Source organism: Homoserinimonas flava (assembly GCF_054969005.1).
On the sequence record NZ_JBUEQS010000001.1, the window covers coordinates 506,088 to 527,382 of the forward strand.

Genomic DNA, 21,295 nt, shown 5'->3' on the forward strand with positions numbered 1-21,295 from the left:
TTGGTTTACCCCTCATCTCACCTAAATCGTAAGCCGAACATATGTTCTAATGAGTGCATGCGGTGGAGCGGGCAGGAGATCAACGGCGAGCAGGAGGGCGCCCTGCCCGGCCTCGCCCGACTGAACAACCTGGTGCGCACCGTGCGCACCCCCGAGTTCGACGGCATCACGTTCTATGAGGTGCTCGCCAAGTCGGCGCTCAATCGGGTCCCCGGTCAAAGTCAGATGCCGTTCGGCTGGACTATCAACCCGATGCGCGGATGCCTCCACCAGTGCACCTACTGCTTCGCCAGACCCACCCACACCTATCTGGATCTCGACTCGGGGCGCGACTTCGACACCCAGATCATCGTGAAGGTGAATGTGGGGGAGGTGCTCGCCCGCGAGCTGGCGAAGCCCTCGTGGGGACGGCATCCGGTGGCGCTCGGCACCAACACCGACCCGTATCAGCGGGCGGAGGGGCGCTACCGGCTCATGCCGGGCATCATCGCGGCGCTCGCATCGTCGGGGACCCCCATCTCGATCCTCACGAAGGGCACCCTGCTGCGGCGTGACCTGCCGTTGCTCGCCGAGGCGCGGGAGCATGTTCCGGTCGACCTGGCGATGTCGATCGCGATTTTCGACGACGAGCTGCAGCAGTCGGTCGAGCCCGGCACCCCGACCGCCACGGCGCGGCTTGCGACGGTCACGGCGGCACGCGAGGCCGGGTTCGACTGCACCGTGTTTCTCATGCCGATCCTGCCGTTCCTCACCGATTCGCGCGATCATCTCGATCACGCGTTGGCGCGCATCCGTGCGGCGGGGGCCACCTCGGTGATTTACACGGCACTGCACCTGCGTCCAGGCGTGAAGGAGTGGTATTTCGCGTGGCTGCAGCGGGAGCATCCGCACCTCGTTGGCCGCTATCGCTCCCTCTATGCGAAGGGCGCCTACGCGCCGAAGGAGTACCGCCAGTGGCTCGCCGCGAAGGTGAAGCCGCTCATCCGACGCCACGGCCTCGAGCGCGGTGTCGAGGACCCATCGACGGGCGGCGTCATGTCGAGCGCCCTTGATGCCGATGGGAATCAGACACGAACGGTCGCCCGGTCAGCAGCGGCTGGGGCATCCCTCATCGCGGAGGAGTTGCCACCCGAGTTCGCGGCACGCGCAATCGCGCAGCCCACGCTGTTCTGACGGCCGCGCAGCAGCTATCAGCTAGCAGAAATCAGCGAAGACGCGCCGCGGATGCTCCGGGTCGAGGTTGTCGACGATGGCGTTCGCCTGCAGCCGCAGGGTGGTGTCGCGAGGCCCCACCGCGGCGCGTGGGCTCTCGAGCCAGATTGTGTAGTGCCAGAGGTCTCGGAGGCCGTCGGCGAGGATCCCGCTGCCATCGACAACGAGCACGTCGTCTCCGGCGGTGCGGAATGGCGCGACGATGAGGGACCGCACGGCGGTGAGGTCCGCATCGCCACCGAGGCTTGCACGCGCAACGCTGCGGTCCGTCGAACGGATGCTGGTGGCGAGGGCATCGGCGAACACCAGGGTTTCGCTGCTGTCGGCGTGACCGTCAATCGCAATGATGGGCCGCCCGCTGCCGAACAGAGCGATGACCTCGCCAGTGAGCGCCGAGAACAGGTCGTTCTTCGGCGCCGCGCTGGCGAGGTCATCAGGGTTCACTGCTGGGGGGTCCTACCGGGGTGGGTGAGATCAGTTCTCGACCTCGCCGCGCCAGGCGCCAGTTTCAACACCACGCTTCTCGATGAACTCCTTGAAGTTCTTGAGGTCGGTCTTGATGGCGCGGTCATCAAAGCCGAGCACCTCGCCGGCCTTCTCGAGAGCATCCTGGGGCTCCCAGTCGAGCTGCACGGTGACGCGTGAGCTTGTGTCGCTGAGCTTGTGGAAGGTGACGACGCCGGCGTGCTTGTCGTCGCCGCCGATGCTCTTCCAGGCGACGCGCTCGTCGGGGAGCTGCTCGGTGACCTTCGCGTCAAACTCGCGCTCCTGTCCGGCGATCTTCACGACCCAGTGCATTGTCTCATCGTTGATCTGCGTGACCGACTGCACCATGCTGAGGAAGTGGGGGAACGCCTCGAACTGCGTCCACTGGTTGTATGCGGTGTTGACGGGAACATCAACATCGATTGCTTCGATTACCTGGGCCATGACCTGCTCCTTACGGTTGGTTGGCGTGTGGTTGGGGAGTGTCTCCCGGTGTCGGACGTTAGTCACGCATCGCTCCCTCGTGGCGCTTTTCACAGCGATCACGGAGCATCCGCGTGGGGTCGCAGCGGTGTCGTCTGCCGCAGCTAGCCTCGACTGGTGAGCAGCGACGACCTTTTCGGCCCCGATCGGTACAGCGCTGATGTGCTCGCAGATTTTTCACGCCGCAGGCCTGCCGCGGCGCCACCGACGGTCGAGGCGGTGGGCGACCTTGTCATCGAGTGGACCGACACCGGGTATTGCGGTGCGGTGGTCGGCATTGAGGGTCGGCACGTGCAGCTTGAGGACTTCAAGGGCACCGTGCGGGTGTTCCCGCTGGGCCCTGGGTTTCTGCTCGAAGGTTCGCCTGTGACGCTCGTCGCCCCGGCTGCGAAAGCGAAGACGGGGATGCTGCGCTCCGCGTCGGGTTCGCTCGCCGTCACCGATCACACGGCGCGGGTGGCGCGCGCGAGTCGCATCTTCGTGGAGGGCCGCCATGATGCGGAACTTGTCGAGAAGGTGTGGGGCCACGACTTGCGTGTCGAGGGTGTCGTCGTGGAATACCTGGAGGGTGTCGACGATCTCGACGCGGTTATTCGTGCGTTCCGACCGACCCCGGAGCGCCGTGTTGGGGTCCTCGTCGATCATCTTGTGGCCGGCTCGAAGGAGCAGCGGATCGCGGATGCGGTCGCGAGGGGCCCGCACGGCGCGAATGTGCTTGTGGTGGGGCATCCGTTTGTCGACATCTGGCAGGCGGTGAAGCCCGGCCGTGTGGGCCTGAGCGCGTGGCCGGTGATCCCGCGCGGCATCGAATGGAAGCACGGCATCTGTGAGGCGCTCGGCTGGCCGCACGATGATCAGGCCGACATTGCGAGGGCGTGGCAGCGCATTCTTGGCACCGTGCGCACCTACGCCGATCTCGAACCGGTGCTGCTCGGACGGGTTGAGCAGCTCATCGATTTCGTTACGGCAGAGGCAGACTAGCCCGCCGGTTCAGGGTCGAATGGGTGGAGACCCTGATGGCGGGCATCGTTGCGGCGCGTCAGGCTTGCAGCATGTCCACTCTTCAGGGTTCGCCATCGCTTCAGCGCCCACGCACCGGGCGCGTCATCGCGGGGGTCTGTGCCGCCATTGCCAATCGTTTCGGTTGGTCGACGACGGTTGTCAGGCTCATCTTCTTGTTCTCGATCATCTTGCCCGGCCCGCAGGTGCTCATCTATGTGCTGCTGTGGGTCTTCATTCCGAAGGCGCCGTGACATTCCGAAGGCACCGTGACGCGAACGCGGGGTGGGCACGCACGGGGCCCTCTCGCGATAGAGTCGACGTATGAACATCGTCGCCTTCGTGATCTCTTTCGTCGTTTTCGTCGGCGGCATCGCTCTCATGGGGTACGCGCCTGAGATCGAGGGATTCGAGCTCGTGTCGTTCCTCGCCGGGATTCTTGCGATTGCGCTCGCCGTCGCGATTCCGGTGCACGTGCTGAAGCGCACCGCCCCCTAGCCAGAGCGCAAGCTCCGGGCCGGCATCGGTCCGGTCTTCTGGTCGTTGGTCCACAGGTCGCGCGGAAACGCCGCCAGCAGCGGTGCCGCATCCCATTCGGGTGACGGTGCACCGCCGAGGTCGAGAGCCTCGTCGACCGAGTTCGCGAGCAGCCCGCTCGGATCGCGACCGGTACCGAGGTAGTAGTCCTCGTATTTGAACGCGTCCTCGTGCGGGCTTGCGACCGCGCGGGCCGGAATCCCCAGACTCTCGGCCACAATGACGGCGTGCAGCGACGAACCGACAACCAGGCGGCTGCGCCGAATTCGACGGATGATCGCCGCGACGTCGCTACGGGGGCTCACGACAGCGCTGCGCCAGCCCGCGGGCATCGTGCGCCGGGGAACAAGATCGTTGAGGTTTGGAATGACCGTGAAGTCGTGGCGGGGCGGCGGTGGCGGACCGGCGAGGGCTGGGAACACGTGCGGCAGCAGGAGCCCAGGGTCGCCGTAGACGGCCGGCACATCGACGCCGAAGCGCTCGCGGAGCACGGCGGCCGTCCGCGGTCCCCGCACGGCGCGGATATTAAGCGTCGCGATTGTGCTCGCGTGGAGTTCGCCCTTGGGGTTCACGCCCGTGCCCCACACGGTGTCGCCATGCCTTGCGAAGTGGAGAATCGAGCCGATTGCGATGAGACGCCGATCACTGTGCGTCGCCCGCGGGAGCTGCTGTGCGAGGGCACCGACGACCATTGGTCCGAGCAGGTCTCCGAAATTGCGGACCGGTCGTGACCGTCGTGTCGCCCGCCCCCAGCTGTTCGTGCGACGGAGCGGGTCCCAGTGCACGACCGGCACACCGTTGCCGTCGGCGACGACGATCTGGCCGGCGCGGGAGCCGATCATCCGGCGCCCGCCTGCGTGTCGGCGAGGTCGTCGCCGTCGAACGTTGACTCTGCCGGTGTGGCGTCGCCCGCACCGTCGATCGTTGCTTCGTCGGGGTCGGTGAGCCGCAGGTCGCCCGTGGTTCGGTCGACGACCTCGACCTCGCCGACTCGGTTGCCGAGTTTGCCGATGGCGTCGGGCTCCTCGCAGAGGCCGGTGTTCCACCGGGCCACGATGGTGTTCGTCATGGGCATCCCGCAGTTCGACACATAGTCGATGACGTTGCGGTCAAAGACGAGGCCGGGCAGCGGCTCGACAAGCACTGAGCCGTCCATCATGGTGTTGTTGCGCACGACGACGTCGGAGGTGGATGCTTCGCGCAGGTCGAGGAGCGTTCCGTTGCCGCACAGCTCGTTCTTGACGATGCAGCCCTGAATGTGGTTCGACTCGATGAGCACGTTGCTGATGCCGTCGCCGGCGCCCGGCGAGAAGATGATGCTCGCGTTGTGGCAGTTGCCGATGTAGTTGCCCCGGATCACGATGTTGCTGCTGTCGAAGATTTGCACGCAGTCGGCGTGGATGTCGGTGTCGGCGGTCTGGTCGTAGTCGCGGATGATGCTGTTCTCGATGAGCACATCGGATGCACCAGAGAATTGGATTCCGTCGATGGAGCTGCCCCCCTCGAAGATCGATTCTGTGACGACGACTCCGCTCGAGTGCACGAACAGCCCGGAGCCCTGCACGTGCACCGTGTCGAGGATCGTGCCGTGCGATGCATCGTCGAGGTAGATCACGCCGTTGACGGTGAGGCCGTGCCAAGTGAGGTTCGGTGCGTTCGAGCGGATGGCGGCGATGGTCGGTGCCGCGTCTGGTGCTGGTTCGATGATGACGTTCTCTGCGACCGACTCGAGGGTGCCGACCGTTGCGAGTTCGATCTCCCCGTAGTCGCCGTCGCTCAGCAGCACGGTCGTCCCCGCGATGGACTGGCTGAGGGCGGTGTCGAGCGCGCACGGTGTCGCAGTCGAGCACGTGGATCCGTCACCGTCGGGCGAGACAACGAGCGTGTCGGTGCCGCCCCCGGCGCCGTCTTGTTCTTGCGCTGCCTGGTTGCCGCTGGCGCAGCCGGTGAGGAGTACGATCGCTGTCCCGATGAGTGCGATGAGCGTCGAGGTGGGGGAGGGCCGCCGCGAGTGGATGCTGTCAGCCATGGGGCGCTCCTTTCGGGTCGGATGGGCTGACCTCGCGGTGGCTCGTGCGCGCAGAGGCAACAAAGTCGATGAGCTGCCGCAGGTCGGCGCGGTAGGGGGCGAGCAGGAGGGCGAGGGCGAGCGGCACGACGCCAAAGAGGCCGCCGATCACGAGCTCGAACAGGTCGTGCAGGTCGACGAGGGAGATCCCGAGGGTGGCCATGCCGAAGCACAGGGGCGAGATCAGGAGGGGGCGGATGACTGGCCTCGCGACATCCCGCGCCGTCACCTCGGTGCCGCGGATCGCGATGAGAAAGCCGGGCACGAGCAGCGCGATGGAGACGAGCCCATAGAGCAGCGCGAGCCCTTCGATGCCGCCGAGCATGAGGCCGACAACGAAGGAGGCGATGACGATGGGTTTGGTGATGAGGAAGTACACGAGCTGGATGTGCGCCCGCCCGAGGGAGATGTAGATCCAGCCGGAGACGTTGCCGAGTGACTGCGCCGCCCCCGCAATCGCGAGCAGGCTGAAGATGGGCGCGGCGGCCGCCCACTGGGGCCCGAGCAGCAGGCCGACGAGGGGCACGGAGAGCGCGGCCGCAATCGCGAAGGTTGGCAGCGACGCGTAGGCGAGCACGAGGAGCGCCGCGCGAATGTAGCGACGATAGCGCTCCGGTTCGTCGCGCAGTCGGCTGAGCACGGGCAGGGCAACGCGGGCGAGCGGCCCGTTGAGCTGATTGATTGGCAGCATGAGGAGGGCGTAGGCGCGCGAGTAGACGCCGAGCGTTGCGGCCCCGAGCACGCGACCGATGATGACGTTGTCGAGGTTTCTCGCGGCGTAGTTGAGCAGTTGCACGCCGAGCACGCTGCCCCCCGTCGTCATCAGCGGCAGCACGGTGCGATCGATGCGAGGTTTTCCGAACTTCGGTCGCACGGCGATGGCGAGCGAGCCGAGACGCCACGAGAAGGCGAGCGCATTGAGCACGATGAGCGACCACACGCCGAGCCCTGCGAAGGCCGCAACGATGGAGCCGGCAACGCCGACCGCCATCGACACCACCTCGATGGTCGCGAGCGTCGAAAATCGGAGCTCCCGCTGCAACCGCGCCTGCAGCGGCATGCACAGACTGTTGATGAGCACGGTTGGGGCGAGCGCGAGCGCGAGTGGGACAAGCCGATCATCCTGATACAGGGCGGCGACGAGCGGTGCGGAGGCCGCCGCGAGTCCCGCGAAGCCGATGCCGAGCAGCGCTGAGAGCCAGTAGAGCGACGACCACAGTCGTTCGTCGATCTTCGACACCTGCACTATCGCGGCGCCAAGGCCGAACTCGCGGAGCAGCTCCGCAACGCCGACGATCGCGGTGACCATAGCGACGAGACCAAAGTCGTCTGGCGCGAGCAGGCGCGCGAGAATCACGGTCGAGAGCAGCTGGATGAGCGTGCGCGACCATTGACCGGCCACCGTCACAATGGTGCCCCGGGAGGTCTCTCTCGCGAGCGTGTCGGTCACGCGCGGCTCGTCTCGTCGCGCTCCCAGTGGTGCATGGCGCCAGCGCGGCGCTTGCGCTCGGCAATGATCCGCGTTGCGAGCTGCGTCGCACAGTAGACGACGAAGGGCAGCCAGAGCTGTGGTCGTGTCGGGAGTTGGGGCAGCACGCTGCGGACCCCTGAGGTTTCGAGCGCGGCATCCTTGGCCTCTGGGCGGGTGGCGAGCCCGAGTTGGTGCAGCTGCCAGTTGCCGGCGGCGATGCGTCCGCCCCGCTCGATGAGGGCCCGGATGGTGCGGGGTGGCCGCACCACGAAACAGTGGTCGTGGAGGGTCGCCCGCTCGTCGAGGCTGAAGAGTTGCTGCACGTAGCGATCGTCGGCCACGACGGAGGGGAACACGCCGAATCGCGCGCGGCCTTCGCGCGAGAGGGCATACAGGCCGGAGCCGACGTGTCCGTGCTGCCGATACGAGGTGCGCTCCCAGATGCGGTAGTACGCCGCGACAAGCTTGCTCGCGCCGTCGAGATCGAGCACCATCCGCGGGCTCGCGACCATGGGGCCGCCTGGCCGGCTCAGCAGCTCTGCGAGCGCTGCGAGGGTTTCGCCGCTCACCTCGACGTCGGCGTCGACGTAGGCCCGGGGAAACCCGGTGGCCGCGGCATCACCGGCGTTGAGGGCGGCAACCTTCGATGGCACGTCGATTTCGAGCACGCGCACGGTCGGTGACACCGCCCGGCTGATGGCCGCAGTGCTGTCGGTGCAGCCGTTGGCGGCAACGATGACTTCGAGCCCTGCGGGGGCGTCCGTGAGCATGCACGCGAGCGCGCGGCCGATCACGGCCGCTTCGTCGTGCGCTGGCACGATCACACTCAGGGTCATCGCGGTGCCTCCGCAAAGGTGCTGCTGGTGGCAGTTGGGGTGGTGGTGATCTCGTGGCGGCGTGACGCAATGGCCGAGCCGAGGCCGAGCAAGATGAAGAACGTGAGGAAGGTCTGGATGAAGAGGAACGCGTCGAGAAAGAAAAACGAGACGAAGTAGCCGATGATGCCGATACCGAGGGCGAGCGCGAGGTCGCGATCGCGATCGCTCAGGCCGCGCTGCAGCGCCCCGGTGCGTTTGGCGAGGCCGAGCAGCCGGATGCCCGGCACCAGCACCATGGCGATGACCCCGAGGATGCCGAGCACGCCGGATTCGAGCAGTGTGCTGAGCAGCTGGTTGTCGAGGATGAAGGCGTTCGCCAACCGACCGGTGGTGATGCGGCTGCCAAGCCCGGTGCCGAAGAGCGGGTTGATCGATGCCTCAGCAAGGCTCGGCTCGAGGTCGGCGAGCCGACCCGATCCGGTCATGCCCGCCGCCGTCAGTTGCGATTCGATGAGCGCGGTCGGGTTCAGCAGGTTTTCGATCATCGCACCGACATTGCGCGGTGATGCGAGAAACGCGAGCACCGCGGCCGGGATGCCGAATAGGAGCAGACGGCTCAGCGCTGTCGGCCGCATGAGCACGAAGATGATGGTCATGACCGCGAGCATCACGAGCCCGGTGCGCGAGACGGCGGCGATCATGCCGACGCCGAGGCAGAGGGTGCACCCAAGCCAGAAGAGCTGTCGGTAACCGAGTGTGACCGGCCAGCGCGCATGGCGTGATTGATATACGGCAAGGGGAATGAGCATGCAGAGGAACACCGCGAGGGCGATCGGATGCTGCGCTGGGCCGAATGCGCGAGCGGTGCCTTCTTTGATGAACTCGCTCTCTTCGAGTGACATGCGGTGGAGTGGGAGAGCATTCGCGAACAGGATGAAGACGTTGACTCTCGTCACGCGTTCGAGCGCGACGAGCACACCGATGATGGCGCCAAGCAGAACCATGAGGGTGATGACACCGTCGATGACCGAGTCGCTGGTGGCGAGCATCCGCACAATGAAGAAGACGGCGGCGATGAGCAGCGCGCTGCCGAGACTGGAGGCGGCGTTCTCGGCGAGCCCGGTGTCGACGAGATCGGGGAGGCTGACGCCGATCGACACAATTTGGGTGAGGAAGTAGAAGCCGATCAGTGAGCCGAAGGTGAGACGCTGCCAGCGGAAGCCCCGGTCGGTGAGCAGCGCGACGACGATAAGCCCGAGAACGATGGCGATCATCACGCGGTAGGGCTCAAGGGCAAACGGTGAGGAGATCGGGAGGGAGTATCGTCGCGCCGGCACGATCATGATGATGACGATGAGGGTGGCGAGCAGCCCCGTCCAACTCAGCCGGAGCCAGCTGACGCCGCGGGGCTGTGCGGTGCCGGGCTCTGCGGTGCCGGGCGGCACGCCCGATGTGGTGACCTGCAGGTCAGTGGGTGAACGCATGCTCGTCGACCCGATCGTCGGCGTGACGCTGGGGCGCGCGTGCGTGCGCGGATCGGGCGGCGTCTGCCGCTCGCGAGCGTTCGGCGGCGAGCGCCGCCTTCTCGCGGGCCTTGCGGGCTTTGGCCTCGCGTCGGTTGCGGCCGGCGTTGTCGATGATGAGGATGAAGACGATGAAGGCCAGGAGCACCCCGACACCGACCGCAAGGATCGACAGGATGGGGTTGCTGCCCTCAAGCACCTCGGCCTCGTTGGTGCGGAGGGTTTCGAACGTGACCCTCGTTGCTGGGTCGAGGGCCTGGGCATCCTGCTGGGCGAGCGCGTACTGCTTGAACACCTCAGCGCCCGTGGTGGAGATTGCCTCGGCGCGCTTCTCTGAGGTTGAGGTGCCGATGACGTCGATGATGGGAAGCTCGTAGTCGCCCGCAAATTCCTCGCTGCCGTCTGGCTGCGTCGTGCGCTGAATCGCACTGATCGTCTCCGCTTCGGTGACCTCGCCAAGCTGGGCCTCGACGAGGTCCCGGATGGCATCGCTGCTCACGAGGTAGGCATAGATCACGGCGGTCTCGGAGAGATTTCGGCTATCTCCCGGCGTCTGGCCTTCGACCAGGGCACGCGCCGGCAGCTCGCTCGAGAAGATCGATTGCTGCGGGTTTGACAGCATGACCGTCGTCGTCGCGCTGTATTCCTGTTCTGCTCGCGGGTCGAGCGTGCCCTCCTCGAGCGTGAACCCGGAGAAGAGCGCGGCCCCCGTCGAAACGACGATGCCGAGAAACAGCAGAACCTTGTGGCGGAACAGTGCAGCGAAGAACAGCCCTACGTCCATTGGATACTCCTTGGGGTCTGGTCTGCCTGGTGACGTCAGCCGGATGGCGGGGTGGGGGTCGGGCGGCGCCGCTGCCGAAGGAATGGAGTTCACCCTAGGCAGCCATCCGCGCTGAATGCAACGAAATGCGCGTGAGAAAAGCCTCATGTGCACGCATGCTCAGCCCTCATGTTCGCGTGGTGCTCTGAGGCCATCGGATCGACAGCGCCGCCCATCCGCGTCCCCGTCGAAAGGATCTCGATGAGCGCTATCACTGACGTCGTTCGCTCCATCACGAGTGTGCGCACCTACGTGCACGGAATCCGCGTCGCGCACTTCTACTCGTACAGCCACGCACGCCAAGTTCGGCTGCTGCACCGAGGGGAGCGCGTGAGCTTCGCCCCGAACGTGTCGTTCCGAAACGCGGAACGCATTCACATCGGCGCGGGTTCGCACATCGGCGAACGCAGCCTGCTGTGGGCGGGGAATACGTCGGGGCGCATCTCGCTCGGGGAGAAGTGCTTGCTCGCCCCCGGCGTTGTCATCACGGCATCTGACTATGGCACCGCGCCGGGAGTGCCGATCATGGATCAGGCGAAGATCGAGCGCGACATCACAATCGGTGACGATGTGTGGCTCGGTGCCTACGTCGTCGTCACGGCGGGCGTCACGGTGGGCTCCGGATGCATCGTGGGCGCGGGCGCCGTCGTCACGCGTGACCTGCCACCGGGGTCAATCGCTGCCGGGGTTCCTGCGCGAGTGATCGGGCGGCGCGGTGCCCGTGAGGCGGCCAACATGCCGGGGATGTCGGATGCCATCGTGACCCCACTGGGGATGCATTCATGAGCATCGTGAGCGTGCCAGCGACGCGAGCGAACTCGCTTGCCGTCGTCATTGTGAGCTTCAATACCCGCGAGCGCACGCGCGCATGCCTTCGCTCCATCGTCGGCGCGAAGCATGATGCACCGCTGCGGATCATCGTCGTCGACAATGATTCGCGCGACGGTACCGCCGAGGCCATTGCTCAGGAGTTCCCCTGGGTGTCGTTGCATCGTGCCGGCGAAAATCTCGGCTTCGCGCGCGCCGCAAATCTCGGCGTCTCGATGGCGACGGAGGAGCACATCGTATTGCTCAACCCGGATACGCTCGTGCGCGAGGATTCGCTGCGGGCCCTGCTCGACTTCGCGATCGAGCATCCGGAGTTCGGCGTGTATGGCGGTCGCACCCTCCGCGACGACGGCTCGCTCGACCCGAGTTCGTGCTGGGGCGCACCAACACTGTGGTCGCTTCTCTGCTTTGCGACGGGCCTCTCGACCGCGTTCGCCCGCACTCGCCTCTTCGACCCGGAGTCGCTGGGGGGCTGGCGGCGCGACACGGTGCGCGAGGTGCCCATCGTCACTGGATGCCTCCTGCTCATGCGTCGCCTCGACTTCGAGCAGCTGGGCGGGCTTAATGAGCGCTACTTCCTCTATGGGGAGGATGCCGAGTTCTCTCTGCGCGCGCGCCGTCACGGCCACCGTCCCGTGATCGTGCCTGCCGCGACCATCATCCACTCGGTCGGGGCGTCGACGGGTGACCGTGGGCGCAAGATGGCGATGGTGCTCGCCGGCAAGGTCACGATGCTGCGGGGTATCTGGAATCGACCCCAAGCCGAGATGGGTGTCGCCCTGCTCACGGCTGGGGTGCGGCTGCGGGCCGGTCTTGAGCGTGTGACGGGGCGCCGCGACGCCATGTGGGGTCGCGCGCTCGGGTTCCGCGCCGCCTGGCAGGCCGGGTATCCCGATGCGAAGGCGGCGCTGTTTGGCCCGTCTGAGCGCCCGGCCGATGAGCGAGCGACCGAGAGGATGGAGGCGTGAGCGATTTCGTCTTCACCTTCACCTTTGAGACGTTCGATGATGCGGTGCAGCGGGGGATGAACCGCCCGCCAGATCGACTCCTCGGCACCCTCCTCGACCACGGCCGCGTCGACGGGCTCCTCGTGGCGAATCCGCACCGCAGCGCCGTCAGCCGGGTCGCAAAGCATGTCTTGGGGCGTGGGGATGCCGCGTTCCCGGCGCGAGCACGGGTGGCGCTCCACACACCGCTGCGGTGGCGCCGCCGCGACCCAATCGGCATCGGACAATTGCGGGCCGCAGGCCAGGACTATGACGAGTCGGTGCGCCGCGCGGCATCGCGGCTCGGCCTGCGCACCCCGCACGTCATCACGGCGAGCCCTTTTGTCGCGGGGTTTGCGCCGCTCGACTGGGCGGCATCCGTCACCTACTACGCGCGGGATGACTGGGCGGAGTTGCCGTCACGAGCACCGTGGTGGCCAGGCATCCGCGCCGCCTATGTCGAGATTGCCGAGCGGGGGGCTGGCGTCGCCGCGGTCTCGCAGCAGATCCTCGACCGCATCGAGCCGCTCGGCCCTTCCCGTGTGGTGCCAAACGGTGTCGAACCGAGCGAATGGTCGGGGCCGACCCCGCAGGAGCCGGCGTGGCTCGCCGACATCCCGCACCCTCGGGCCCTCTACGTCGGCACGCTCGACAGCCGCCTCGATACGGAGGGGCTGCGGGTGCTCGCCGCCGCTCGGCCGGAGGTGCACATTGTGCTGCTCGGCCCCGTGGGCGAAGCGGCGACGGTGGCCGAGGTTGCCGACGTCGCGAACATCCATGTGCGGGGTCCGGTCGGGCGTGGGCCCCTCGTCGCGGCGATCCGAAACACCGACGTGTGCCTCGTGGCGCACCGACGAACGCGGCTCACCGAGGCGATGAGCCCGCTCAAGATCTACGAGTATCTCGCGGGCGGCACTCCGGTGCTCTCGATCGACCTTGAGCCGGTGCGGGGCATCAGCGATCGGGTGCTGCTGACTCAGGATGTCGCGGGCTATGTGGAGCGCATCGATGAGGCCCTCTCGCTCGGGCCCGCGTCCGAGCCCGAACGCGAGCGCTTCATCGCTGAAAACTCGTGGCGTGCCCGGCACGAACAGATCCTCGATCTCGCCCTCGGGGTGCGGGCGGTGGCGCCGTGACCGGTCGTGCCAGCACCATCAGGGTCGCAGCGGCGCCCGCGTTTTCGACACGCGCGGCGAACCCCTACACAGCCTTGCTCGCGACGGCACTCAGCGATCACCGACCGAGCGGGGCCCGCGAGCCCCACATCGAGGTGGAGGAGTTTTCTCTTGCCGGGTTGCTGCGTCGGCCACCCCACATTGTGCACCTGCACTGGCCCGAACTCACCTTCTTGTCGGGTCACCGGCCGTCACGGCACCTTGCTCGTCTCGTGGTGTTCCGGCTCGCGCTCGCCCGAGCTCGGCGCACCACCGGCACCCGGGTGATCTGGACGGTTCACAATCCGAGCCCGCACGAACAGCGATCCACCGCGTGGGTGCGCCGTGTGTACACGCGCACCCTCGAGCGCGAGGTCGACGGCATCCTTGCGCTCTCACACGACGGAGTCGCGGCTGCGCGGGCCGCCTGGCCGGGCCTCTCCGGGGTGCCCGTGGCGGTGACCCCGCACGGCCACTATCGGGAGGCCTACCCGCTGGAGACAAGCCAGGACGATTCGCGTGACATCCTCGGGGTCGACCGTGACGAGACAACGGTGTTGTTTGCCGGCCAGGTGCGCCCGTACAAGAACGCACCAGCCCTCATCGCGGCGGCGACGGAGCTGAGAACGCGTGGGCACCCGCTCGCGCGGAGCCTGCGCATTGTCATTGCCGGGAGGCCTTCCGATGCCGCGCTCGAGCGCGAGCTCACGCAGCGTGCTGCCGCGGATGGCGGCACCACCCTCGAGCTCGCGTCCCTCGACGATGAACGGCTCGCGCTCTGGCTTCGGGCAAGCGACCTTGTCGTGCTGCCGTACCGGGCAATCCAGAACTCCGGCTCGGCGATCCTCGCGCTCAGCGCTGGTCGGCCAGTCGTGGTGCCCGCGATGGGCGCGATGAACGAGCTCGCCGAAGTGGTGGGCCGCGACTGGGTGTCGACCTACACGGGCGAGTTTCGCGGCGACACCCTCGCCGGGGCACTCGCCTGGGCGCGTGATCACGCTGATGCCCACGACGCCGGCCCCTCGCTCGATGACCTCGAGTGGAGCGCGATCGCCGAGGCAACGGCAGACCTTTATCGCACTGCGCTTGCCGGGCCACGCCGCTCCTCTTCAACTCGCGATCCAGAGGGAGACACCATGCCAGAGGGAGACGCCATGCCAGAGGGAGACACCATGCCAGAGGGAGACACCATGCCAGGGGGAGACACCATGACTGACCAGAGCACCGCCAGCACCGCTTCCGCCGCTCCCGTTGGCACCGCGACGCAGCCAACGACGCTGCTGGTTGCAACGAGCGGGGGCCACCTCACGCAGTTGCATTCACTCCGGCCGCGCATCGCCGGCACCGAGCGCGTCATTTGGGTGACGGATGCCACGGCCCAGAGCCGCTCGCTGCTGCAGGGTGAGCGCGTCTTTTCGCTGCCGAACCGGGCTCCGCGCGCCTACTTCGGTGTGCTTCGTGACTTCGTTTCGCTCGCGCGGCTCTTTCGCCGTGAGGACATCGCGCATGTGTACAGCACGGGGGCGCAGATGGCGCTTTCTGCGCTCCTCGCGGCCAAGCTCTTCCGCGTGCCGTTCTCCTATATCGAGAGTGGCACGAGGGTGCGGGAGCTTTCGGCGACCGGCCGTGTGATCAATCGCGTTCCGGGCGTGCAGCGCTATGTGCAGTACCCATTCGCGACGAACACGCGCTGGCGGTTCGCCCTCTCGGTGTTCGATGGGCTCACGGTCGATGCGGTGCCTGCGCCGCCGGCCGGGTATCGGCCCCGCGTCGTCGTGTCGGTCGGCGGCAACGCCCACTATGGCTTTGAGCGACTCATCCGTCGGCTGCACGCCCTCATCCCGTCGGATTGGCCGGTGCTGTGGCAGGTGGGCCCCTCCGATGTCAGTGACCTCGGCATCGATTCGGTCGTCAGCCTTCCGGCCGAGGAGCTCGCACGCGAGATCGCCGAGGCAGACATCGTCGTTTCGCATGCCGGCACCGGGTCGATCCTCAGCGTGCTTCGCGCGGGCAAGCGGCCCATCGTGGTGCCACGACGGGCCGAACACGGCGAGCATGTCGATGGACACCAAGATGACCTGGCCGACTATGTCTCGGGTCGCGGTCTCGCCCTTGTGCGCGAAGCCGACGAGCTCACCCTCGCAGACCTGATCGAGAACCAGCGATGGGTGGTGCGCACCGAGTCGGAGCGAACGCCGGTCGCGGTGGCCTGATCATGGCGATGGTGCTCCATGTCACCGAGGCGCTCGGCGGCGGCGTGCAGAGCGCCATGGTCAACTACATGCGGGCGACCCCAGACCTGCACCACGCGGTGCTCGCGAGGGGGCGTGTTGGCCAATCCACCCACGCGTGGCCCGATGGGGTGGATGCGATGGTCTACGAGGGCGGGCTTGTTGGCTTCTATCGCGCGGTGCAGCGGGCGGTGCGACGAATGCGCCCCGATGTCGTGCATCTGCATTCTTCGTTCGCTGGGGTCGCGCGGGCGTTTTTGCCCCCGGCGACCCGGATTGTCTATTCGCCCCACTGCTTCGCATTCGAGCGTACGGACATCTCCGATGCCATGCGCTGGGGGTTCGCGGCGCTCGAGTATGCGTTCGCCCGACGACCCCAGACCACGCTGAGCGTGAGCCCGTACGAGGCGATGTTGAGCCGCACGCTGAGTCGTCGGAACCCCGTGGTGATCGCACCGAACCCGTCCCCGCTCGAGCGTTCGACTGTCGACCTCTCGGTGCTATCGCCGAGCGGTGGGGCAACCGTCACCATGACGGGGCGGCTCGGGTCCCAGAAGTCTCCCGAACTTTTTGCCGAGGTCGCCCACCTGTGTCAAGACGACGACATCCGCTTTACCTGGATCGGTGACGGCGGCGACGGCGTGCCGGAGATGCTCCGCGCATCCGGCGTTGAAGTGTCGGGATGGCGCGCCCCCGACGAGGTGCGCATGCTCCTGAGTGGGTCGAGCCTCTACCTGCACACCGCGGCGTGGGAGGGGGGACCGGTGTCGGCGATCGAGGCCGCATCACTCGGCGTGCCCGTCATCAGCCGCAGCATCCCGAGCATGCGGTCGCTCGGCTACGCCACGGCGGGGACCACCGCGCTCGAGCTCGCCCAGGCTGTGCGCCGCTTCTCGCGCGATAGCGAATACCGCCGCGACGTTGCGGTGCGCACCGAGGATGTGCGCCGCCGCTGCACGAGCCAGCGGTTAGAGCGAAGCCTGCGCGAAGCGTACGCACTCGCCTCACGCTGAGCGAAAGCGAGCCTCGCGATGCGCGACCGCGCTCAGTAGGCGCCGTCGCGGGCGACCACCGCGCGGGCGGTGCGCCACAACACCAGGAGGTCGCCCATGATGGTCCAGTTCTCCACATAGAAGAGGTCGAGGCGCACGCTCTCCTCCCAGCTGAGGTTTGAGCGGCCGCTCACCTGCCAAAGCCCCGTCACACCGGGCTTCACGAGAAACCGGCGGTGCACATGACCGTCGTATTCGGCGACCTCCCTCGCGAGCGGCGGGCGCGGGCCGACCAGGGCCATATCGCCGAAGAGCACGTTGACGAGCTGCGGCAGCTCGTCAATGCTGAAGCGGCGCAGCACGCGGCCAATGCGGGTGACGCGCGGGTCGTCTCGCAGCTTGAACAGCATGCCGTTGCCGTCATCGGCGAGGTGGCCGTCGCCGCGCATGCGCTCAAGCACGGCTTCGGCGTTTGGCACCATGGTGCGGAACTTCAGCATGCGAAACTCGCGTCCATCCCGCCCAACCCGAAGCTGGGTGAAGAGCACGGGGCCGGGGGAGTCGAGCTTGATGAGCACGGCCACGAGCAGCAGCGCCGGTGCAAGCAGTGTCAGGCCGACCGCGGTCGTGACGACATCGAACGCCCGCTTGAGATAGAGCTTGATGCCGTCGTAGCGCGGCGTCTCCACATGGATGAGCGGCAACCCTGCGACCGGTCTCGTGTGGATGCGCGGGCCACCGATGTCAGTGAGGCTCGGCGCCATGATGAGGTGCTGGTGGCCTGGCTCAAGCTGCCAGCTCAGGCGTCGGATGCGCTCGGGCGAGAGCTCGTCGGAGCTTGTCACGATCACGGTGTCGGCGCCGCTCGAGTGCAGTGCGTCGAGCACCGTGTCGAAGCATCCGACGACGGGCACTCCGGCGTTCTCGCCCCGGTGCTCGAGCGGCACACACGCCCCGAGCACCGAATAGCCGGCCTCGGGCATGCGGCCGAGCTCGGCGGCGATGTGCCGCACCGAGGCGGCCGAGCCGACGAGGAGGGCGCGGGTCGAATAGTCTCCCTCGCGTCGTTTCGCCCGCAGCCAGCCGCGCCATGACCAGCGCACGAGCGTGAGGGAGAGCAGGCCGGCAGGCAGGGCGATGAGAAAGTAGCCGCGCGCCAACTGCAGATCACAGAGGTAGACGATGATCGCGAGGCCACCGAAGGTCACGAATGAGGCCTGTGCCACCCGGAGATACTCGGTCGAGCCCACCCCGACGACGCGGGTGTCTCGACTGCCCGTGACGGCGAGGAGCGTGAGCCACGCGACACTCGCGGCGAGTGAATACACGGTGGCGAAGGGCTGGGCGGCGGTGATGCTGAGCGGGTCACCCGAGGTGTAACTGTGGATGTGCACCCACGCGAGCTGCGACCCGAACACCGTGATGAGCACGACGAAGAGGTCGCTGAGCGCGAGGCGAAGAGCGAATCGCTCTGCCCAGCTCGCCGTGGTTGCGCGATCGAGCGCTGGCGCGAAGGAGGCGTGATTCGTGCCGGACTGCCGAATTGCTACGGTCACGGTCGCTCCTTTCGCTCACGCTGCAGACCCGCTGTGCCGGGGTGCTGAAAAGGCCACGCTAACCGCCATGGACGGCCCGTTCTAGGGGCGCAGCGGCGTTCTCATATCGCGCCGGAAGCGCCGAAACATCACCGAAATGTGCCCCGTTTGCGGGCCGAGAGCTGCGGATGCCGCGGGGCAAGCCTCTGAGGCTACGGAAGCGTGACCGCGAGGGCGACGATGAGGGTGGCGAGCACCCCGCCGATGCCAATAGCCAGCGCGGCGATCACGTCAAGCCGCTCCGACCTCGAGAGCGGGAGCGACGCCGTGGCGGGGGTCTCGGGGTAGGGTGTCGTGGGCGCAGAAGCGACGGTGCTGATGGCCATGCGAGTGAGTGTAGCGCTCCGCAACATGAAGCGCTTCTCATGATGCCCTCATGCGGCACACTGCGGCGTCACGAGGGCGTGATGCCGCCGTCAGCGCACGTCGTCGTCGACCCAGTCGAGGGTGCGGGTGACGGCTTTGTCCCAGTTGCGGTTGAGCCGCTCGCGTTCTTCGGCCTCCATTGACGGCTCCCACCGCGTGCCTTCACGCCAGTTTGCGCGCAACTCGTCAAGGTCGCTCCAAAACCCGGTCGCGAGGCCGGCCGCATAGGCAGCGCCGAGTGCGGTTGTCTCGCCGACCCCCGGCAGCACGACCGGCAGGTCGAGCACATCGGCCTGGAACTGCAGGAGCGTGTCGTTCTCGGTCGCGCCTCCGTCGACCTTGAGCTGCTCGAGTCGCACGCCCGTGTCGGCCGTCGCGGCGTCGAGCACCTCACGCGTCTGGAACGCGATCGACTCAAGCGCCGCCCGCGCGATGTGGCCCTTGTTGACGAAGCGGGTGAGGCCGACGAGGGCGCCGCGAGCGTCTGGCCGCCAGTGGGGCGCGAAAAGGCCCGAGAATGCCGGCACGAAGTAGGCACCACCGTTGTCCTCGACCGACAGCGCAAGGGCCTCGACCTCCTCGGCGGAGGAGATGATGCCGAGATTGTCGCGTAGCCACTGCACGAGCGAGCCCGTCACCGCAATTGAACCCTCGAGGGCGTAGTGGGTCTCGCCGTCGCCGAGCTTGTACGCGATCGTCGTGAGCAGGCCGTTCGCGCTCGACACCGGCTCGGTGCCCGTATTGACGATGAGAAAGTTGCCGGTGCCGTACGTGTTCTTCGCCTCACCCCTCGCAAACGCAGCCTGCCCGAAGGTCGCCGCCTGCTGATCACCGAGGATGCCCGCGATGGGGGTTTCACGCAGCAGGCTCGACGAGGTCGCCGTGCCATACACCTCGGAGGAGCTGCGCACCTCTGGCAGCATGGAGGCGGGAATTCCGAAGGCTGCGAGGATGTCAGCACGCCACTCGAGCGTGCGCAGGTCGAGCAGCAGCGTGCGACTCGCATTCGTGACATCCGTTACGTGGACGCCGCCGCGGGGGCCGCCGGTGAGGTTCCACAGCACCCAGGTGTCGGTTGTGCCGAAGAGGAGCTCGCCGCGCTCGGCCCGTTCGCGCGCGCCCTCGACGTTCTCGAGGATCCAGGCGATCTTCGTCGCCGCAAAGTAGGTGCTCAGCGGCAACCCGGTGGCGTCTCGGAAGCGATCGAGGCCGCCGTCCTGCGCCAGGCGATCGACGATGGGCTGCGTGCGCGTGTCCTGCCAGACGATCGCGTTCGTGATGGGACGCCCCGTCGCGGCATCCCACACGACGGTCGTCTCACGCTGGTTCGTGATGCCGATCGCGCGGATCGAATGCCGGGTGATGTCGGCACGGGAGAGCGCCTGCCCGATGACCTCACGCACATTCGACCAGATCTCGGCCGGGTCATGCTCGACCCAGCCCGGTCGGGGGAGGATCTGGCGGTGCTCCTTCTGACCGACACTCACGACGGCACCCGCGTGGTCGAACACGATCGCGCGCGAACTCGTCGTGCCCTGGTCGATCGCGAGAATGTACTGCTCGGCGGTGCCAGTCTCTGCTGGGCTCGTGGCGTCGTCGCTCATCACAGCAGGCTATCGCGCGGCAGCTCACCCCACGCGGCGAAGAAGCGCGAGCCTGCTCGCGGTGCGGGCGACATCGATCGGCAGGCCGTCGAGCCCCAATCCGAGCTCCTCGCGATCTGCCGCAGCACCCCGAACGGTGGGCGCCTGAGTGCCCTCAAGCACCTGCTCAGGGGAGAGTTCGCTCACAAACGTCGCCTCGATGCCGCGGTCGTTGAGCACATCGACCAGGTTGAGGAAGCGCTGGCGTGCCTGCGGCGTGCAGGTCGTCAGTCTCGGCACCCCGTCGATGGTCCAGCGCGACCAGCGTTCGGACCATTCGAGGTAGTCGGCAGCCGAGGTGGGGCGCTCGCACAGTTCGGCGAACGAAATGCAGAGCTCTGTGGCATCCGCCCGGTTCGCCGTGACGCGATGACCGCCCGAACCGATCACGACCCGCTCGGCCGCAGCGGGGGTCGACGCCGCCTCGCGGCGCCATGCGCCACGGGCGAAACCCTCGCGGCGATGCTCCTCGCGTTCGAGGCGTCGGTAATCGGTCGCGCCGTCGAGCCCGATGATTGTGAGTCGCGATTCGATGAGACGGATGCCCGGCTCGAAGAGGTGGTGAAAGATCGGGTCGGGCAGCAGCCCCGCCGGTGGATAGTTCGAGGTGGCAAGGAGCGGGACGCCCAGCTCGGCGATGCGCCGCAGCACCCTGAGCGCGAGGGTCGCATCGCCCGCATCGTGCAGGTGGAACTCGTCAAAGTAGAGCAGCTCGGTGCCGATGAGGAGATCGTCGATCGCGTCATCGATCGCACCGGCCTTCGGCTGACCGTCGCGGTAGAGGTCGAGGTGCAGGCGCCGATAGAAGGAATGGAAGTGCAGCCGTCGCTTCTCGGAGACCGGCAGGGCCTCGAAGAGGGCATCGGCGAGCCACGTCTTGCCCCGACCGACCGAGCCCCACAGGTAGATGCCACCGCTCGCCGGGTCACCGGCACGCATGCGAACGGCCGCTGCCGCGAGCTCATCCGCCGCCGCAGACTGCTGGGCGTCGAGCGTGTGCCCTGCCGTTGTCGCCGCCTCGGAGAGCGCAGAGCGCAGCTGGGCAGTGCTGAGGGTGATCACTGATCAACCGTACCGGTC

Annotated in this window: 21 protein-coding genes; 9 read left to right on the forward strand and 12 right to left on the reverse strand. The window is 67.2% G+C overall.

Features of this window, described 5'->3' with window-relative positions:
• Positions 1–57: 57 nt before the first annotated feature.
• Complete coding sequence (locus tag ACY48M_RS02370) at positions 58–1,173, forward strand: Rv2578c family radical SAM protein (protein WP_462818640.1); 1,116 nt, start codon at positions 58–60, stop codon at positions 1,171–1,173.
• A 21-nt stretch (positions 1,174–1,194) separates the two neighbouring features.
• Here ACY48M_RS02370 and ACY48M_RS02375 read toward each other — a convergent pair whose 3' ends face one another.
• On the reverse strand, positions 1,195–1,656 hold the full coding sequence (locus ACY48M_RS02375) for a nucleoside/nucleotide kinase family protein (protein WP_462818641.1): 462 nt from the start codon (positions 1,654–1,656) through the stop codon (positions 1,195–1,197).
• 30 nt (positions 1,657–1,686) lie between these two features.
• Positions 1,687–2,142 (reverse strand): SRPBCC family protein, encoded by a 456-nt coding sequence (locus tag ACY48M_RS02380; protein WP_462818642.1) that lies wholly within the window; start codon positions 2,140–2,142, stop codon positions 1,687–1,689.
• A 156-nt stretch (positions 2,143–2,298) separates the two neighbouring features.
• Between ACY48M_RS02380 and ACY48M_RS02385 the strand changes: the two genes are divergently transcribed.
• The 3 genes from ACY48M_RS02385 to ACY48M_RS02395 all read left to right on the forward strand — a co-directional run bounded on the left by ACY48M_RS02385 (position 2,299) and on the right by ACY48M_RS02395 (position 3,678).
• Positions 2,299–3,162, forward strand: coding sequence for a DUF3097 domain-containing protein (locus ACY48M_RS02385; protein ID WP_462818643.1), 864 nt, complete (start codon positions 2,299–2,301; stop codon positions 3,160–3,162).
• Between the two features lie 71 nt (positions 3,163–3,233).
• Positions 3,234–3,434, forward strand: a complete 201-nt coding sequence (locus ACY48M_RS02390; protein WP_462818644.1) for a PspC domain-containing protein — start codon at positions 3,234–3,236, stop codon at positions 3,432–3,434.
• Positions 3,435–3,504: 70 nt separating this feature from the next.
• A complete protein-coding gene (locus ACY48M_RS02395; protein ID WP_462818645.1) occupies positions 3,505–3,678 on the forward strand; it encodes a hypothetical protein in 174 nt (57 codons plus the stop codon).
• Here ACY48M_RS02395 and ACY48M_RS02400 read toward each other — a convergent pair.
• The 6 genes from ACY48M_RS02400 to ACY48M_RS02425 are packed head-to-tail and all read right to left on the reverse strand — an operon-like array spanning position 3,675 to position 10,381.
• Positions 3,675–4,559, reverse strand: coding sequence for a polysaccharide pyruvyl transferase family protein (locus ACY48M_RS02400; RefSeq protein WP_462818646.1), 885 nt, complete (start codon positions 4,557–4,559; stop codon positions 3,675–3,677). The genes ACY48M_RS02395 and ACY48M_RS02400 overlap by 4 nt on opposite strands.
• Positions 4,556–5,746, reverse strand: coding sequence for a right-handed parallel beta-helix repeat-containing protein (locus ACY48M_RS02405; protein ID WP_462818647.1), 1,191 nt, complete (start codon positions 5,744–5,746; stop codon positions 4,556–4,558). Before ACY48M_RS02405 ends, ACY48M_RS02400 begins: the two co-directional genes overlap by 4 nt.
• Positions 5,739–7,235 (reverse strand): lipopolysaccharide biosynthesis protein, encoded by a 1,497-nt coding sequence (locus ACY48M_RS02410; RefSeq protein ID WP_462818648.1) that lies wholly within the window; start codon positions 7,233–7,235, stop codon positions 5,739–5,741. The genes ACY48M_RS02405 and ACY48M_RS02410 overlap by 8 nt, the downstream gene beginning before the upstream one ends.
• Positions 7,232–8,092 (reverse strand): glycosyltransferase family 2 protein, encoded by an 861-nt coding sequence (locus tag ACY48M_RS02415; protein ID WP_462818649.1) that lies wholly within the window; start codon positions 8,090–8,092, stop codon positions 7,232–7,234. The genes ACY48M_RS02410 and ACY48M_RS02415 overlap by 4 nt, the downstream gene beginning before the upstream one ends.
• Entirely contained in the window at positions 8,089–9,558 is a 1,470-nt protein-coding gene (locus ACY48M_RS02420; RefSeq protein ID WP_462818650.1) for an O-antigen ligase family protein, read from the reverse strand. The genes ACY48M_RS02415 and ACY48M_RS02420 overlap by 4 nt, the downstream gene beginning before the upstream one ends.
• Positions 9,542–10,381: a YveK family protein gene (locus tag ACY48M_RS02425; protein WP_462818651.1), complete on the reverse strand. Its 840-nt coding sequence runs from the start codon at positions 10,379–10,381 to the stop codon at positions 9,542–9,544. The genes ACY48M_RS02420 and ACY48M_RS02425 overlap by 17 nt, the downstream gene beginning before the upstream one ends.
• A gap of 240 nt (positions 10,382–10,621) precedes the next feature.
• On the opposite strand from ACY48M_RS02425, the gene ACY48M_RS02430 reads away from it, so the two are divergent.
• From ACY48M_RS02430 to ACY48M_RS02450, 5 genes are all read left to right on the forward strand, one after another.
• Positions 10,622–11,206, forward strand: coding sequence for an acyltransferase (locus ACY48M_RS02430; protein ID WP_462818652.1), 585 nt, complete (start codon positions 10,622–10,624; stop codon positions 11,204–11,206).
• Entirely contained in the window at positions 11,203–12,216 is a 1,014-nt protein-coding gene (locus ACY48M_RS02435; RefSeq protein WP_462818653.1) for a glycosyltransferase family 2 protein, read from the forward strand. Before ACY48M_RS02430 ends, ACY48M_RS02435 begins: the two co-directional genes overlap by 4 nt.
• Positions 12,217–12,779: 563 nt before the next feature.
• Positions 12,780–13,370 carry a glycosyltransferase gene (locus ACY48M_RS02440; protein ID WP_462819239.1) on the forward strand — a complete coding sequence of 197 codons (591 nt, stop codon included), beginning with the start codon at positions 12,780–12,782 and terminating at the stop codon, positions 13,368–13,370.
• On the forward strand, positions 13,367–15,601 hold the full coding sequence (locus ACY48M_RS02445; RefSeq protein WP_462818654.1) for a glycosyltransferase: 2,235 nt from the start codon (positions 13,367–13,369) through the stop codon (positions 15,599–15,601). The genes ACY48M_RS02440 and ACY48M_RS02445 overlap by 4 nt, the downstream gene beginning before the upstream one ends.
• A 2-nt stretch (positions 15,602–15,603) precedes the next feature.
• Entirely contained in the window at positions 15,604–16,632 is a 1,029-nt protein-coding gene (locus ACY48M_RS02450; RefSeq protein ID WP_462818655.1) for a glycosyltransferase family 4 protein, read from the forward strand.
• Between the two features lie 32 nt (positions 16,633–16,664).
• Here the strand turns inward: ACY48M_RS02450 and ACY48M_RS02455 are convergent, their stop codons facing one another.
• From ACY48M_RS02455 to zapE, 4 genes are all read right to left on the reverse strand, one after another.
• A complete protein-coding gene (locus ACY48M_RS02455) occupies positions 16,665–18,167 on the reverse strand; it encodes a sugar transferase (RefSeq protein ID WP_462818656.1) in 1,503 nt (500 codons plus the stop codon).
• A 191-nt stretch (positions 18,168–18,358) separates the two neighbouring features.
• The gene (locus ACY48M_RS02460) at positions 18,359–18,532 is read right to left on the reverse strand and encodes a hypothetical protein (protein WP_462818657.1); all 174 of its coding nucleotides are present in this window, start codon (positions 18,530–18,532) and stop codon (positions 18,359–18,361) included.
• A gap of 90 nt (positions 18,533–18,622) precedes the next feature.
• The gene (gene glpK / locus ACY48M_RS02465) at positions 18,623–20,176 is read right to left on the reverse strand and encodes a glycerol kinase GlpK (RefSeq protein WP_462818658.1); all 1,554 of its coding nucleotides are present in this window, start codon (positions 20,174–20,176) and stop codon (positions 18,623–18,625) included.
• Positions 20,177–20,200: 24 nt separating this feature from the next.
• A complete protein-coding gene (gene zapE / locus ACY48M_RS02470; RefSeq protein ID WP_462818659.1) occupies positions 20,201–21,277 on the reverse strand; it encodes a cell division protein ZapE in 1,077 nt (358 codons plus the stop codon).
• Between the last annotated feature and the right edge of the window lie 18 nt (positions 21,278–21,295).